Below are 13,152 nucleotides of genomic sequence, written 5' to 3'. Positions count from 1 at the left end.
CTATCTTAAGGGTTGTCAACTGCCCGGATGACGTGGTGACACACCGCTCGAGCCCGTTCGGCGGATCGCTCATTCGTCCTCGTCGTCCGACTCGCTCCCGTCGAGCGAGAGCACGAGCGCCTCGCCGTCGCGCTTGAACGCGGTGCCCAACGGTGCCGACAGCTCGCGCATTCGGTCGCGGGACCACCCGGCCGCGTCCGGCCCCGCCTCGTGGACCGCACACCCGTCGATCTCGGTCGGGTACAATCGCAGTTCGGTCGGCCGCCCGTCGGGTGCCACCGCGAGGACGAACAGGAAGCTCCGGTCGTTCCGCAGGTCGTCGTCGACCGCGTAGTCGTCGACGAAATCGCCCGCGTCGTAGAGGATCGGGCTCCCGTCGTGGATCTCGATCCCCTGAAAGACGTGAGCGCTGTGGCCGTGAACGATGTCGACGCCGTTCTCGACGAGCCAGCGACCGAACTCGCGAAACGACTCCGGCGGCTCCGTCACCATGTTCGGCCCCCAGTGCAGCGACGCGATCAGCAGGTCGGGATCAGTCTCGCGTGCGCGCTCGAGAGCCACTCCGACGCGCCGGCGTGTTTCCGCGTCGTCGACGGCGAATTCGACTCTGGCCGTTCCCGGCGACTCCTCGTCGGCGGCGTACTCCGGCGTGTTGTCGGTCAGCGAGACCATCGCCACGTCGATCCCCTCGTTCGCACCGTCGCCGTCGGCCGCGAACGTCGCCGGCTCGAGGGCCTCGTCGATCGTCTCGCCGGCGCCCGCGCGGGCGATACCGGCCTCGTCCAGCGCCGCGAGAGTGTCCCGTAGCGCCGCTTCCTCGTAGTCGAGCACGTGGTTGTTCGCCAGCGCGCAGGCGTCGACGCCAGCGCGCTCGAGCGCGGGGACGGCCCAGTCGGGATCGGCTCGGAAGTGAAACGGCCGACGGGTTCGCGTCCACTTCCGACCGCGCGTCGAGAGCGCGCACTCGAGGTTGAGCACCAGCCCGTCGAGTCCGCGCAGGCGCTCGAGGGTATCTCCCCAGACGGCGTCGACGGCCCGACCGCGCTGGCGGTCGTCCACGAGCCGACCGAGCATCACGTCGCCCGTGAAGCCGATTCGAAGGGACATATCGGACGTTCGCTCCGCAGGTGCAAAATCCCGCCTCCGCTACGGAACCGGTTCGCCGTCGTGTGACGGCCGGCAGCGACGGAGGCGCGGGGCGAGACTGAAAGAGACGCTGAGCAGCCCCGGCCGGCGCGGGCGTTCTTGCCGACAGCTACAAAGCCGAACCAGTCCATCGTTCGAACATGCACGTACTCGGTGTTCGCAACGGGGGTGCCGGCGGCGACGCGCTCGAGCGCGTCGTCGACCGGGTCATCGATCGGCTCTCCGAGCGGGGGCGCGTCGGTGTCGTCAGGTACGACGCGACGATCGCCGACGGCACGCACGCGGGCGAGGCGATCACCTTCGGCGGCGACGTCACCTACGATCTCGGCGTCGACGGGGACTGGGCGGCCTCGGGGACGGGAATGTCGGTCGGCGACGCGCTCGACAGCCTGTCGACCGACTGCGAGTACGCGGTCGTCGTCGGCGTCCGCTCGCTCCGCCATCCGTCGATCGTCGTCGGAGACGCCATAGACGACCGCGAGATCGAGGGGCCGATTCTCGCGACCGTCGGTGGCCCCGCCGACCTCGAACTCGATGAACTCGTCGCGCGACTCGAGTCCGCCGAACCACACGAGAGCCTCGAATCGCTGGTCGCCCGCGTCAAGCGCTCGCCCAAGGCCGACCGCGCGGGCGCGATCGCGACGTTTACCGGCCGCGTCCGCGCGAAAGACAGCGCGGACGACGCGCGGACCGAGCACCTCGAGTTCGAGAAGTACGAGGGTGTCGCCGACGAGCGAATGGCAGCCCTCGAGACGGATCTCGAGGCGCGCGACGGCGTCCTCGAGGTCGAACTCTACCATCGGACGGGCGTCGTCGCGGACGGCGAGGACATCGTCTTCGTCGTCGTCCTCGCGGGCCACCGCGCGGAAGCGTTTCGGACCGTCGAAGACGGAATCAACCGTCTGAAAGACGAGGTGCCGCTGTTCAAGAAGGAAGTGACGGTGGAAGACGAGTTCTGGGTCCACGACCGATCCTGACCGTTACGTGCGTTCACCACACGAGCTAAAATAGTGGATCGGTCGCGGAACACGAGAGTAAATCGATCGTGACTATTTTGGTCGCGATAATGAGTTAGCTGCGGTTGTAAAACGTCTCGGCTGATTTGAGCCAATAATTAAGAGTGTAATAACCACCTGTAAAACGTCTTTTACCCCCCAGATCGCTGAACACAATCGAAACGCGGCTAACCATCCTTCCTTTATAACAGATTGCCGTCGGAAGGGACGGATGTCGATGAGCACGACAGCCCAACCCTCCACGGACAGCAAGGAACGCCGGCTCAAACGCTACCTGCGCGAACGCGCCGAAGACGGCGAGCTGTACTTCAAAGGCAAGTTCATTGCAGACGATGTCGGCATGTCCCCCAAAGAGATCGGCGCACTGATGGTCAAGCTCTCGGACTCGGTCAGCGACCTCGAGATCGAGAAGTGGTCCTACACGAGCGCGACGACCTGGCGTGTCGCTCCCGCCTGACTGTCCGTTCGGCTCTCGACAGCCCCGAACCGCCCGACGAACATCCCCGCAAAACTCCCTCACGCACCGCGGCACATCCGTGTCGCACCCCCTCACGCACCGCGGCACATCCGTGTCGCACCCCCTCACGCACCGCGGCACATCCGTGTCGCACCCCCTCACGCACCGCGGCACATCCGTGTCGCACCCCCTCACGCACCGTGCCGGCGCGCCACCGACGCCTCCGGCACGATCACCGTGGTTCCTCACGTCCCTGCTGACGCCGATCAGTCTGGCCTGGAGAAACGGTCAGGACCTGCCGACGGCAGTCGATTTATACCGTCAGATCGTGAATCACTGGTGATGGAAGATGTCGATCGGTCCGGATTCGACACCGCGGGACGCGGCGGTCGGTCCCTCGAGGACGGGCCGCCGATCGATCGGATCGAATCGGTGTTTGCGGTCTACGAAATCCAGCGAGAGGACGATCGGCTCGTGTACTACGGCGACCCGCTCGCGCACCCGGAGCGGGTGATGAACGAGCTCTGGCCGGCGTTTCGCGAACGTGGCTACGACGCCGATCTCGAGTTGCGCCGCGGCGAGTACGCCCTCGTCGCCGAGCCGACCGATGTCGGCATCGATGGCATCCCGTGGACGAACATCGTCCTCCTCCTGTTGACGATCGGCTCGACGCTGTTCGCCGGTGCGATGTGGTACCAGATCGACCCGTTCGCCGATCCGACCGCGATCTGGCACGCCTGGCCGTTCACGGCCGCTATCCTCGGCGTGCTCGGCGTCCACGAGATGGGCCACTACGTGATGAGCCGCTACCATCAGGTCGACGCTTCGCTGCCGTACTTCATTCCGCTGCCGACGCTCATCGGGACGATGGGGGCGGTCATCAAGATGAAAGGCCGGATGCCGGACCGCAAGGCGCTGTTCGACATCGGCGTGGCCGGTCCGCTGGCGGGCTTCGTCGCGACGGTCGTCGTGACCGTGATCGGACTGCACTTACCGCCCGTGACCGTTCCCGAAACGGTGTTGCAGGATCCCAACGCGATCACGATCCGACTGGGCTATCCCCCGCTGCTCGAGTTGCTCGCAGCCGGCTTCGACCAACCGCTGTACCGCGACGACCCCACGAGGGGCGTGAACCCGGTCGTCATCGGCGCGTGGGTCGGGATGTTCGTCACCTTCCTCAACCTGATCCCGGTCGGCCAGCTCGACGGCGGTCACATCCTCCGGGCGATGACCGGCGACCTGCAGGAGACGGTCGCCGCGATCGTTCCGGGCGTCCTGTTCGCCCTCGCGGGCTTTCTCTACTACGTGCAAGATTATGGCCTGAACACGGTCTTCGTCTGGATCCTTTGGGGGCTGTTGACGACGCTGTTCGCGTCGATGGGGCCGGCGACGCCGATCCGCGACGAATCGCTGGGACGCGGCCGGTTCGTCCTCGGAATCGTCACGTTCGGGATCGGCTTGCTCTGTTTCATGCCGGTGCCAGTGGAGATCGTCACCTGATCTATTTCCTTCCCGCGCGTATCGACGCTCGTCCACGCCTCAGCCGTGCGTGTAGCCGCGATCGGCGAGCGGTTCGCCGTCCATCGCGATCTGGCTGCCCGCCTCGAGCACCGACCCGAGTACCGAGAGCGACACGTCGAGCTCACTTCGGACGGCCGAGACCGCGTCCTCGGGGAGCGTCGCGACGAGTTCGAAGTCCTCGCCGAACGTCGTCGCGAGCTCGAGCGCCTCGTCCTCGCCGTCGGCCACGTCACGGACGGCGTCGTCGATCGGGAGCCGCTCGGATTCGATCGCGAAACCGCAGTCGCCCGCCTCGGCGAGCTGGTGGAGCGAGCGGGCGAGCCCGTCGCTCGAGTCCATCATCGCGGTCGCGTGCGGGGCCAGCGCCCGGCCGGCCGCGATCCGAGGCTCGAATCGGAACAGGTCGTTCGCCCGATCCGTGCAGCCCCGATCGAACAGCTCGAGGGCGGCCGCACTTCTGCCGAGCGTGCCGGTCACGCAGACGAGGTCACCGGCTCGAGCGCCGCGCCGACGGACAGGGTCGTCGGTGCGGCCGATCGCGGTCGTTGCCACGGTGAACTCGTCGTGGCCGTCGAGGTCGCCGCCGACGTACTCGGTCCCGACGCGCTCGCAGACGTCGCTCGCGCCGCGGACGAAGGCGAGCAGTTCGTCGCGGTCGAATTCGGGGGAAGCGTAGGCGGCGACGGCAGCCGTGGCCTCGGCCCCCATCGCGGCCACGTCCGACAGCGACGCGCCGACGGCGCGCCAGCCGGCCGTGTAGCGGGTCGTCCCCGGTGGAAAATCCGTCCGCTCGTGGAGCATGTCCGTCGTCACGACCAGTCCGTCGACGACGGCCGCGTCGTCGCCGGCCGCCGCGAGTTCGCCCGACAGCAGTCGCAGGGCGGCGCGTTCGTCCATACCCCCCGTTTCGACTCGAGGGCGAAAAGCGGTCCGGGCCGCGCTCGCGGCGATACGATGCTCTTAAATGCCGCCGACGGAAACCACACGCCAATGGCTACGATGTACGACGTTCCGGCGGACGACCTCATCGAGGCGCTCGCCGACGATCTGGCGGAGCGACTCGAGGAACCGGAGTGGGGCGCGTTCACCAAAAGCGGCGTCGACCGGGAACTCCCACCCGAGCAGGATGACTTCTGGGCGACTCGCGCGGCGAGTCTCCTGCGCAAGGTCGCCGACCGCGGCCCCGTCGGCGTCGAGCGACTCTCGACGGAGTACGGCGGCTCGAAAGGCGGTTCCAACCGCTACCAGGTCGCGCCCGACCACCGCACCGACGGCTCGAAGAACCTCATCCGAACCATCCTCCAGCAGCTCGAAGAGGAAGACCTCGTCGAGACCGCCGAAGGTGAGGGCCGCCGCATCACCGCCGAGGGCCGTAGCCTGCTCGACGACACGGCCGGCTCCGTCCTCGAAGACCTCGACCGCCCGGAACTCGAGCGCTACGCCTGATCCCGAGATCGTTTTCGTGTCGGTTTCGCCGCGGAGAGGCGTCGCTACGCGTCTGTGTCCGTAATCATTTTCCCGCCAGCGAGAGAATTAGCGAGTAGAGATAGCTATGAGCGGCTCACCAGACGACGAACGACTCGAGGAGCTCCGACAGAAGAAAATGGAGCAGCTTCAGGACCGCGCCGAGTCCCAGGGGGACGAGGCGAGTCAGGAGGCGGCCCAGCAGCAGGCCGAGGCACAGAAACAGGCCGTGCTCCGTCAACACCTGACCGACGACGCTCGCAAGCGGCTCAACACGGTCAAGATGAGTAAACCCCAGTTCGGCGAACAGGTCGAGCGACAGGTGGTCAGCCTCGCCCGGAGCGGTCGCATTCAGGGCAAGATCGACGACGAGAAGATGAAACAGCTCTTAAAGGAGCTCAAGCCCGACTCGCAGAGCTTCGACATCCAGCGGCGCTGATGGAGCTCGGACTACTCTACAGCGGCGGCAAGGACTCGACGCTGGCCGCGCTCTTGCTCGAGGAGTTTTACGATGTCACGTTGCTGACGGCCCACTTCGGGATCAGCGACGACTGGAAACACGCCCGCGAGACGGCCGATCGAGCTGGCTTCGCCTTCGAGCGCCTCGAGTGCGATCCCGACGTCGCCCGTGAGGCCGTCGACCGGATCCGCGAGGACGGCTTCCCCCGCAACGGGATCCAGCGCGTCCACCAGCACGCCCTCGAACGGCTGGCGGCCCGCGAGTTCGACGCCGTCGCCGACGGCACCCGCCGTGACGACCGCGTCCCGACGGTCTCGCGGGCGCAGGCCCAGAGCTTAGAGGATCGTCACGATATCGACTACATCGCCCCGCTGTCGGGCTTCGGCCGGTCGGCCGTCGACCGACTCGTCGAGGACCGCCTCGAGGTGATCGTCGGACCGAGCGAGGAGATCGATCGGGCCGACTACGAGGCGGAGCTTCGCGCGACGATCGCGGACGAAGAGGGGCAGCGAGCCGTCGCGGAGTACTTCCCGGATCACGACCAGACGTACGTGACGAACGTCCGCTGAGCGCGCTCGTTTCTAGCCGCCGCGGGTGAACTCGAACCGCGCGCCCCCGGCTTCGCTCTCGGTGACCGCGACCTGCCAGCCGTGGGCGTCCGCGATGGCCCGAACGATCGCCAGTCCCAGCCCCGAGCCGTCGTCCGAGGTCGAGTACCCCTGCTCTAAGACCTCGTCACGCTCGTCTGTCGGGATCCCGGGGCCATCGTCGGCGACGAAGAAGCCGCCGTCACAGGGGCCGACGCGGATAGTGGCGTCCTCGCAGCCGTGCTCGATAGCGTTCCGGTAGAGGTTCTCGAAGAGCTGTTTCGCTCGCGTCGGGTCGACCTGCAGGGTCCGATCGCCGACGGTCTCGAAGGTCGCCTCGCCCGTGTCGACGGCCGTCCACGCCTCGCTCGCGAGTTCGACCAGCGACACTTCGTAGGGGTCCTCGACCTGCGTCCCGCTGCGGGCGACCGACAGCGTCTCCTCGATGAGTTCGTCCATTCGCGTCAGCGCCGCGTCGACCTCTTGGAGGTGTTCGGCCTCCCCCGTCGTAAACGCCGCCCGGAGCCGTCCCTGAGCGACGCTCAGCGGGTTCCGCAGATCGTGGCTGACGACGCTTGCGAACTGCTCGAGTCGCTCGCTCTGGCGCTCGGCTTCGCGGACCGCGGCCCGCTGTCGGATCTCGTAGATGCCGGCGACCGTGCCCGCGCCGACACCGACGGTGCCGCCCACCAAGAGCAGATACAGCGGTGCCAGCGCGCCGGTCCCCTCGAGATACAGCACGAAGAGATGCAGCGATGTCACGACGACCGCCGCGAGGAAGCCGCCGAGCCCGTAGCCGAAGACGGTGAGCCGATCCCGCATCGCGATGTCTCTGGTGACCAGCCAGCGGTCGGCGAAGACGACCGCGGTCGCGGCCGCCAGCGGAAAGACGCTCTCGAGCAGTGCCCGGGTTGTCAAGTGCTCGAGCGCGAGCCGCGTCCCGATGACCGCGGCGAGAAAGAGCCCGAGCACCGACAGCGGCGAGACCGGCAGTTGCTCGCCGACCTCCGCGACCCAGTCGTCGTCAGCCACGCGTTGCACGGTCGCACTCTCGAAGCAAGTCGCTATCAACCTACGGGACTATCTCGAGACCGAGACGCTCGAACTAACGGTAATCAGCGTTGAACCAAACGGTAGACGGGCCAGCCACGAGCGCGATGGACCGCCGTCACCGAACGGAAGGATAGAAGTTCGCCGTGGCCGAACCCGTTTCCATGTACGACCGGATCAAGGGCTTTCGAGACTTCTATCCCGGCGAGATGGCCGCCAGGCGGGCAACCATCGACGTCTTGGAGGACACCGCCCGCCAGTATGGCTTCCGCGAGATCGGGACGCCAGCGCTGGAACGGGCCGAGATGTGGACCGACAAGAGCGGCGACGATATCGTCGACGAACTCTACTCGTTCGAGGATCAGGGCGGCCGCCACGTGACGCTTACTCCGGAACTGACGCCGACGGTCGCCCGGATGGTCGTCGCGAAACAACAGGAGCTGTCGAAACCCATCAAGTGGTTCTCGACGCGGCCGTTCTGGCGCTACGAGCAGGTCCAGCAGGGCCGCCAGCGCGAGTTCTACCAGACCAACGTCGACATCTTCGGCTCCTCGGAGCCCGAGGCCGACGCCGAGATCCTCGCGTGGGCCGCCGACGCGCTGACCGGCCTCGGACTGACCGGCGACCACTTCGAATTCCGAATCTCCCACCGCGACATCCTCGGGGGCGTCCTCGAGAGCTACGACGCTGAGATCGACACCGAGGCGGCGATCCGCGCGGTCGATAAGTCCGACAAGCTCTCGCGAGCGGAGTACCACGACCTGCTGATCGAAGCCGGCCTCTCGGCCGACCAGGCCGCCGAGTTCGACGACCTCATCGCGGGCGGCGACCTCGAGGCGGTCAAATCGTTCGCCGACACCGAGCGCGTGGACGCGGCCGTCGAGAACCTCCAGAACGTGCTGGCCGCGGCCGCGGACTTCGGCGCTCGCGAGTACTGTACGATCTCGCTCGAGACGGCCCGCGGGCTGGACTACTACACGGGCGTCGTCTTCGAGTGCTTCGATTCGGCCGGCGAGGTCTCCCGGTCGATCTTCGGCGGCGGCCGCTACGACGATCTCATCGAGGGCTTCGGCGGCCAGCCCACGCCCGCGGTCGGCGTCGCGCCGGGCCACGCGACGCTGCCGCTGCTGTTGCAGCGCGCGGGCGTCTGGCCCGAAGAAGAAGTCACGACGGACTACTACGTCCTGCAGATCGGGGATACGCGGACGGAGGCGGCACGGATCTCCCGCGACCTGCGCGAGCGCGGCCACGTCGTGGAGACCGATGTCGCCGGCCGCTCCTTCGGCGCACAGCTCGATTACGCCGACTCGATCAACGCCGAGACGGTCGTCATCGCCGGCGAACAGGATCTGGCGAACGACGAAGTGACGATCAAGGACATGGAATCGGGCGACCAGACGCAGGTGCCCGTCGACGAGTTCCCGGGCGATCTCGAGCGACCGACGCTCGCGGATTTCGAGTGAACTGCGGCTCTCGGTTCACGGTCCGACCGCTTTCCGACCCGCGACCGATTTTCCCGATTCGGTTTAGGCGTTCGTCCGCCGGCGATCTATCACTCGCGACGCGGGCTCGGCTTCGATTCGGCCCCGCCGCTCGAGGTTGCCACTGCTCCGTGGCCGCATTTCTCGAGGCGTTCGTCTACGTCGTCGCGTTCGACCGGCGAGTGTCCGGTCTCGACGAAGTGGTCGATCATCGCCCGGCTGAGCGCTCCCGGCTCGTCGCCGTCGACTCGGTACTCCCACTCACATTCACCACAGTACGCGCTTGGCACGCGTCACGCCTCGAACGGAGGGATACTGAATGGTCGGGTTCACACCCCGGTCGCTTATGACCCGCCGATAGCACGAGCCGTCCGCACGCAGGTCACACCATTAACTACGGTCTCGATGTACGACGCCCGATGGCAGACGCTGATGCCGACGCCGACGGCCGTCCGAACGTCCTGCTCGTTCTCACCGATCAGGAGCGATACGACGCCAGCGCCCCCGACGGGCCGCCGGTCGAGACGCCGACGTTCGACCGGCTCTCGAGCGAGGGGCTGCGTTTCGAGCGCGCGGTCACACCGATCAGCATCTGCTCGAGTGCCCGCGCGTCGCTGCTGACGGGACGATTCCCCCACGGCCACGGAATGCTGAACAACTGCCACGAGCCGGACGCGATCCGGGCGAACCTGCCCGCGGGTCTGTCGACGTTCTCGGCGGAACTCGACGCCGCCGGCTACGACCTGACCTATACCGGGAAGTGGCACGCCGGCCGCGATCAGACGCCCGCCGATTTCGGCTTCTCGTACCTCGGGGGAAGCGACACGCACCACGACGATATCGACGAGGCGTTCCGCGAACACCGGGAAGAGCGCGACGTGCCGATCGGCGAGGTCGATCTCGAGGAGGTGATCTACACCGGCGATGACCCCAGAGACGACAGCGAGGGGACGTTCGTCGCCGGGAAGACGCCGGTCGACGTCGAGGAGACCCGAGCGCACTTCCTCGCCGAGCGGACGATCGACGCGATCGAGGCCCACACCGACGGCGACCGGGACGGCCCCTTCTTCCACCGGGCGGATTTCTACGGCCCTCACCACCCCTGGGTGGTCCCGGAGCCGTACGCGTCGATGTACGACCCGGACGAGATCGAACCGCCCGAGAGCTACGCCGAGACCTACGACGGCAAACCGCGAGTCCACGAGAACTACCTCTCCTACCGCGGCGTCGAGGACTTCGACTGGGAGCTGTGGGCCGAGGCCATCGCGAAGTACTGGGGCTTCGTCACGATGATCGACCACCAACTCGAGCGAATCCTCGATACGCTCGAGAAACGCGGGCTGGCCGAGGAGACGGTCGTCGTCCACGCTTCCGACCACGGCGATTTCGCCGGGAGCCACCGCCAGTTCAACAAGGGGCCGCTGATGTACGACGACACCTACCGCATCCCGCTGCAGGTCCGCTGGCCCGGCGTGGCCGACTCGGGTGCGACCAGCAACACCCCGGTCCACTTACACGATCTGGCGGCGACGTTCCTCGAGATCGCCGACGTGCCCGTCCCCCAGAGCTTCGACTCGCGGAGTCTCGTCCCCATCCTCGAGAACGGCGGCGATCCGCCCGCGAACCTCGAGTGGCGCGACTCGACGTTCTCCCAGTACCACGGCGACGAGTTCGGCCTCTACAGCCAGCGCATGGTCCGCACCGACCGGTACAAGTACGTCTACAACGGGCCGGACATCGACGAGCTGTACGACCTCGAGGCCGATCCGGCGGAACTGCAGAACCTGATCGACCACCCTGAGTACGCCGACGCGCGACGCGAGATGCGCTCCCGACTGGCCGACTGGATGGACGAGACGGGCGATCCGAACCGGATCTGGGTGACCGACGTGCTGGAAGCGGCGTCGTGACGCTACCCGAAGTCGCAGAAGGAAGCGTACGTTTACGGTCTCGAAGCCGATACGACCGTACATGAACGCCACCGCCGACGAACGGGAGGGGAAGCGATGACACGCCGACGGGACGACGACCTCGAGGATCCAGCCGAACTCCGCGAGCAGGCCGCGAGAGACGAGGAAATCGCCGACGCCCTCGAGGACCTCCTCGAGGAACTACGCGAGGCGGAGATCAAGGACTCCCGGCTCGAGGGACTGTTCGACGAGGTCAGCTCGAGCAACCCGAACATCTGGAACATCGTGAGCGCGTTCATCGACGTCGAAGACGGCGAGGCGGTCGTCACCGACGAGTCGAAGCTGGCCCAGGGCAGTTGGGCACCCGAGATCGTCGAGAGCTGTGATACGATGATCACCCTCGATATCGAGTACGGGATGATGCCCGACGAGTTCAAATACACCGCCGGGAAGAAGCTGCGCCAGCGGATCGAGGAGTTCCGCGAGGAAGCGAAGTCGGCGCGGCAGAAAGCCGACGAACTCGAGGACGGATCGGACGACTGACTCCGGCTCAGTCGACGACGCGTTCGCGCTCGAATCGGTCTTCTGAAGCACCGTCCCCCTCGCCCTCGTTCTCGGTCGCCGTCCGCCACCGCCACGATCCGATCTCGCATGGCTCGAGCGAGACGATCACGTACGACCGATCGGGCCACGTTGCCAGCGCGGCGTCGGTCTCGCTCGGCCCTGCTGGCCCGCGGGGATGGGAGTGGTAGAAGCCGACGACCACCTCACCGCGGTCCTCGAGGCGCTCGAAGATCCGAAGCTGCTGTTCGGGGTCGATCTCGTAGCGCGTCCGCGGCGCGTCGGCGACGTTTTCCGCGGGGTACTGCGACCGCACGCGGCTCCGGCCGTCGGGGGCGTACTCGCCGCCGAGGATCCCGCAGATTTCGCGGGGTTTCCCCTCGCGGGCGCGCTCTGTGATCGCCTCGCGGAGTCGGGCTGGAAGGACGATCACGGCCGCGAATCGATTTCTGGCTGCGATTCGGAATCCGGCCCCTCGAGCGCCGCGAGTTCGTCGAACGGCACCGCGATCTCCTCGAACGACGCTGCGGCGTCGGCGAGCGTCTCCTCTCGGTCGAACAGCTCCGGCCGGACGATCGGTGCGAGCGCCTCGAGCGTGTCCACCAGCCGCGGGCCGGGCCGGTTGAGGTAGTGGTCGCCGTCCAGCGCCCAGACGCGGCCCTCCCGGACTGCCGTCAGGTCTGCCCAGCCGTCGCGCCCGGTGAGATCGGCCCTGTTTCGCGCGATCTGCTCGAGCCCGAAGCCGCAGGGGGCGACGACGACGATCTCGGGGTCGTACGCCAGAATTTCCTCCCACTCGCGCGGCCGCGAGCGCTCGCCGGGGTCGGCCAGCCCGTACGTGCCGCCGGCCCACTCGACCAGGTCGGCCGTCCAGTGGCCCGCGATCATGACGGGGTCGGTCCAGTCGAAGATCGCCACGCGCGGGCGGTCCGCGGCCGCGAGGTCCGCCGTCTGACTCCGGATGGCGTCGATCCGCGACTCGAGATCGGCACGGACCTCCCGAGCCCGATCCTCCCGGCCGACCACGCGGCCGATCCGCTCGAGGTCGTCGAGCACGTCGCCGACGGTGTGGGGATCGGTCGGGACGATCTCGGGGGCGGCCGAAATCCGGTCGACGACGGCTTCGACGACCGCTTCGTCGACCGCGCAGACATCACACATCCCCTGCGTGACGATCGCGTCCGGCTCGAGTTCGTCGAGCGTCTCGACGTCGATCTCGTAGACGCCGGCTTCGGTGTCGCTACTCTCGAGCACCTGGCGGTCGATCTCGGCGCTCGAGGCCGACGAGTCGGCCTCGATCCGCGATCGGGTGACGGCGGGAGCCGAGGCCGCGCCCGGCGGGTAGTCGCATTCGTGGGAGACGCCGACCGGCTCGAGTCCCAGCGCGGCGACGGTCTCGGTCGCCGAGGGGAGCGTCGTGACGATTCGCATGGGCGCTCGTAGGGGCGGGGAGAGCAAAAAGGACCGCTCTGTGGCGCCGGTCGGCGACCGAAACGGCG

General features: G+C 67.3%; 15 protein-coding genes. 9 read left to right on the top strand and 6 right to left on the bottom strand.

Annotated elements, in window-relative coordinates; all coding sequences use genetic code 11:
• Positions 1 to 69: 69 nt before the first annotated feature.
• Entirely contained in the window at positions 70 to 1,107 is a 1,038-nt protein-coding gene (locus tag NKH51_RS12910) for a CapA family protein (protein ID WP_254762098.1), read from the bottom strand.
• 179 nt (positions 1,108 to 1,286) lie between these two features.
• Between NKH51_RS12910 and NKH51_RS12905 the strand changes: the two genes are divergently transcribed.
• From NKH51_RS12905 to NKH51_RS12895, 3 genes are all read left to right on the top strand, one after another.
• Positions 1,287 to 2,123: a molybdopterin synthase gene (locus tag NKH51_RS12905; protein ID WP_254762097.1), complete on the top strand. Its 837-nt coding sequence runs from the start codon at positions 1,287 to 1,289 to the stop codon at positions 2,121 to 2,123.
• A 250-nt stretch (positions 2,124 to 2,373) separates the two neighbouring features.
• Positions 2,374 to 2,619, top strand: a complete 246-nt coding sequence (locus tag NKH51_RS12900; protein ID WP_254762096.1) for a DUF7123 family protein — start codon at positions 2,374 to 2,376, stop codon at positions 2,617 to 2,619.
• A 342-nt stretch (positions 2,620 to 2,961) separates the two neighbouring features.
• A complete protein-coding gene (locus NKH51_RS12895; protein WP_254762095.1) occupies positions 2,962 to 4,119 on the top strand; it encodes a site-2 protease family protein in 1,158 nt (385 codons plus the stop codon).
• Between the two features lie 39 nt (positions 4,120 to 4,158).
• Here the strand turns inward: NKH51_RS12895 and thiL are convergent, their stop codons facing one another.
• Positions 4,159 to 5,037, bottom strand: coding sequence for a thiamine-phosphate kinase (gene thiL, locus NKH51_RS12890; RefSeq protein WP_254762094.1), 879 nt, complete (start codon positions 5,035 to 5,037; stop codon positions 4,159 to 4,161).
• 93 nt (positions 5,038 to 5,130) lie between these two features.
• Between thiL and NKH51_RS12885 the strand changes: the two genes are divergently transcribed.
• From NKH51_RS12885 to NKH51_RS12875, 3 genes are all read left to right on the top strand, one after another.
• The gene (locus tag NKH51_RS12885; protein WP_254762093.1) at positions 5,131 to 5,586 is read left to right on the top strand and encodes a 30S ribosomal protein S19e; all 456 of its coding nucleotides are present in this window, start codon (positions 5,131 to 5,133) and stop codon (positions 5,584 to 5,586) included.
• 106 nt (positions 5,587 to 5,692) lie between these two features.
• Entirely contained in the window at positions 5,693 to 6,043 is a 351-nt protein-coding gene (locus NKH51_RS12880) for a DNA-binding protein (RefSeq protein ID WP_254762092.1), read from the top strand.
• On the top strand, positions 6,043 to 6,633 hold the full coding sequence (locus tag NKH51_RS12875; protein WP_254762091.1) for a DUF7411 family protein: 591 nt from the start codon (positions 6,043 to 6,045) through the stop codon (positions 6,631 to 6,633). The genes NKH51_RS12880 and NKH51_RS12875 overlap by 1 nt, the downstream gene beginning before the upstream one ends.
• A gap of 12 nt (positions 6,634 to 6,645) precedes the next feature.
• On the opposite strand, the gene NKH51_RS12870 is transcribed toward NKH51_RS12875, so the two are convergent.
• Positions 6,646 to 7,692, bottom strand: a complete 1,047-nt coding sequence (locus tag NKH51_RS12870) for a sensor histidine kinase (protein ID WP_254762090.1) — start codon at positions 7,690 to 7,692, stop codon at positions 6,646 to 6,648.
• Positions 7,693 to 7,865: 173 nt separating this feature from the next.
• Between NKH51_RS12870 and hisS the strand changes: the two genes are divergently transcribed.
• Positions 7,866 to 9,164, top strand: coding sequence for a histidine--tRNA ligase (hisS, locus tag NKH51_RS12865; protein WP_254762089.1), 1,299 nt, complete (start codon positions 7,866 to 7,868; stop codon positions 9,162 to 9,164).
• Positions 9,165 to 9,253: 89 nt separating this feature from the next.
• On the opposite strand, the gene NKH51_RS12860 is transcribed toward hisS, so the two are convergent.
• Positions 9,254 to 9,472 carry a hypothetical protein gene (locus NKH51_RS12860; protein WP_254762088.1) on the bottom strand — a complete coding sequence of 73 codons (219 nt, stop codon included), beginning with the start codon at positions 9,470 to 9,472 and terminating at the stop codon, positions 9,254 to 9,256.
• A gap of 129 nt (positions 9,473 to 9,601) precedes the next feature.
• Here NKH51_RS12860 and NKH51_RS12855 point away from each other — a divergent pair, with 129 nt between their 5' ends.
• A complete protein-coding gene (locus NKH51_RS12855) occupies positions 9,602 to 11,092 on the top strand; it encodes a sulfatase family protein (protein WP_254762087.1) in 1,491 nt (496 codons plus the stop codon).
• 96 nt (positions 11,093 to 11,188) lie between these two features.
• On the top strand, positions 11,189 to 11,635 hold the full coding sequence (locus tag NKH51_RS12850; RefSeq protein ID WP_254762086.1) for a hypothetical protein: 447 nt from the start codon (positions 11,189 to 11,191) through the stop codon (positions 11,633 to 11,635).
• A 7-nt stretch (positions 11,636 to 11,642) separates the two neighbouring features.
• Here NKH51_RS12850 and NKH51_RS12845 read toward each other — a convergent pair whose 3' ends face one another.
• Positions 11,643 to 12,086, bottom strand: coding sequence for a desampylase (locus tag NKH51_RS12845; protein ID WP_254762085.1), 444 nt, complete (start codon positions 12,084 to 12,086; stop codon positions 11,643 to 11,645).
• Complete coding sequence (locus NKH51_RS12840) at positions 12,083 to 13,084, bottom strand: ABC transporter substrate-binding protein (RefSeq protein ID WP_254762084.1); 1,002 nt, start codon at positions 13,082 to 13,084, stop codon at positions 12,083 to 12,085. Before NKH51_RS12840 ends, NKH51_RS12845 begins: the two co-directional genes overlap by 4 nt.
• Positions 13,085 to 13,152: the final 68 nt, after the last annotated feature.

This window comes from Natrinema marinum, assembly GCF_024296685.1.
GTDB classification, from domain to species: Archaea; Halobacteriota; Halobacteria; order Halobacteriales; family Natrialbaceae; genus Natrinema; species Natrinema marinum.
The sequence above is the reverse complement of the archived record's forward strand: the minus strand, read 5'-3'. Positions and strand labels throughout refer to the sequence as shown.

Excerpts from the sequence above, each read along its gene's own strand:
- hisS (WP_254762089.1), top strand. The coding sequence starts at position 7,866 with ATGTACGACCGGATCAAGGGCTTTCGAGACTTCTATCCCGGCGAGATG.
- NKH51_RS12900 (WP_254762096.1), top strand. The coding sequence starts at position 2,374 with ATGTCGATGAGCACGACAGCCCAACCCTCCACGGACAGCAAGGAACGC.
- NKH51_RS12840 (WP_254762084.1), bottom strand. The coding sequence starts at position 13,084 with ATGCGAATCGTCACGACGCTCCCCTCGGCGACCGAGACCGTCGCCGCG.
- NKH51_RS12885 (WP_254762093.1), top strand. The coding sequence starts at position 5,131 with ATGGCTACGATGTACGACGTTCCGGCGGACGACCTCATCGAGGCGCTC.
- NKH51_RS12855 (WP_254762087.1), top strand. The coding sequence starts at position 9,602 with ATGGCAGACGCTGATGCCGACGCCGACGGCCGTCCGAACGTCCTGCTC.
- thiL (WP_254762094.1), bottom strand. The coding sequence starts at position 5,037 with ATGGACGAACGCGCCGCCCTGCGACTGCTGTCGGGCGAACTCGCGGCG.
- NKH51_RS12875 (WP_254762091.1), top strand. The coding sequence starts at position 6,043 with ATGGAGCTCGGACTACTCTACAGCGGCGGCAAGGACTCGACGCTGGCC.
- NKH51_RS12905 (WP_254762097.1), top strand. The coding sequence starts at position 1,287 with ATGCACGTACTCGGTGTTCGCAACGGGGGTGCCGGCGGCGACGCGCTC.
- NKH51_RS12850 (WP_254762086.1), top strand. The coding sequence starts at position 11,189 with ATGACACGCCGACGGGACGACGACCTCGAGGATCCAGCCGAACTCCGC.
- NKH51_RS12895 (WP_254762095.1), top strand. The coding sequence starts at position 2,962 with ATGGAAGATGTCGATCGGTCCGGATTCGACACCGCGGGACGCGGCGGT.
- NKH51_RS12880 (WP_254762092.1), top strand. The coding sequence starts at position 5,693 with ATGAGCGGCTCACCAGACGACGAACGACTCGAGGAGCTCCGACAGAAG.
- NKH51_RS12910 (WP_254762098.1), bottom strand. The coding sequence starts at position 1,107 with ATGTCCCTTCGAATCGGCTTCACGGGCGACGTGATGCTCGGTCGGCTC.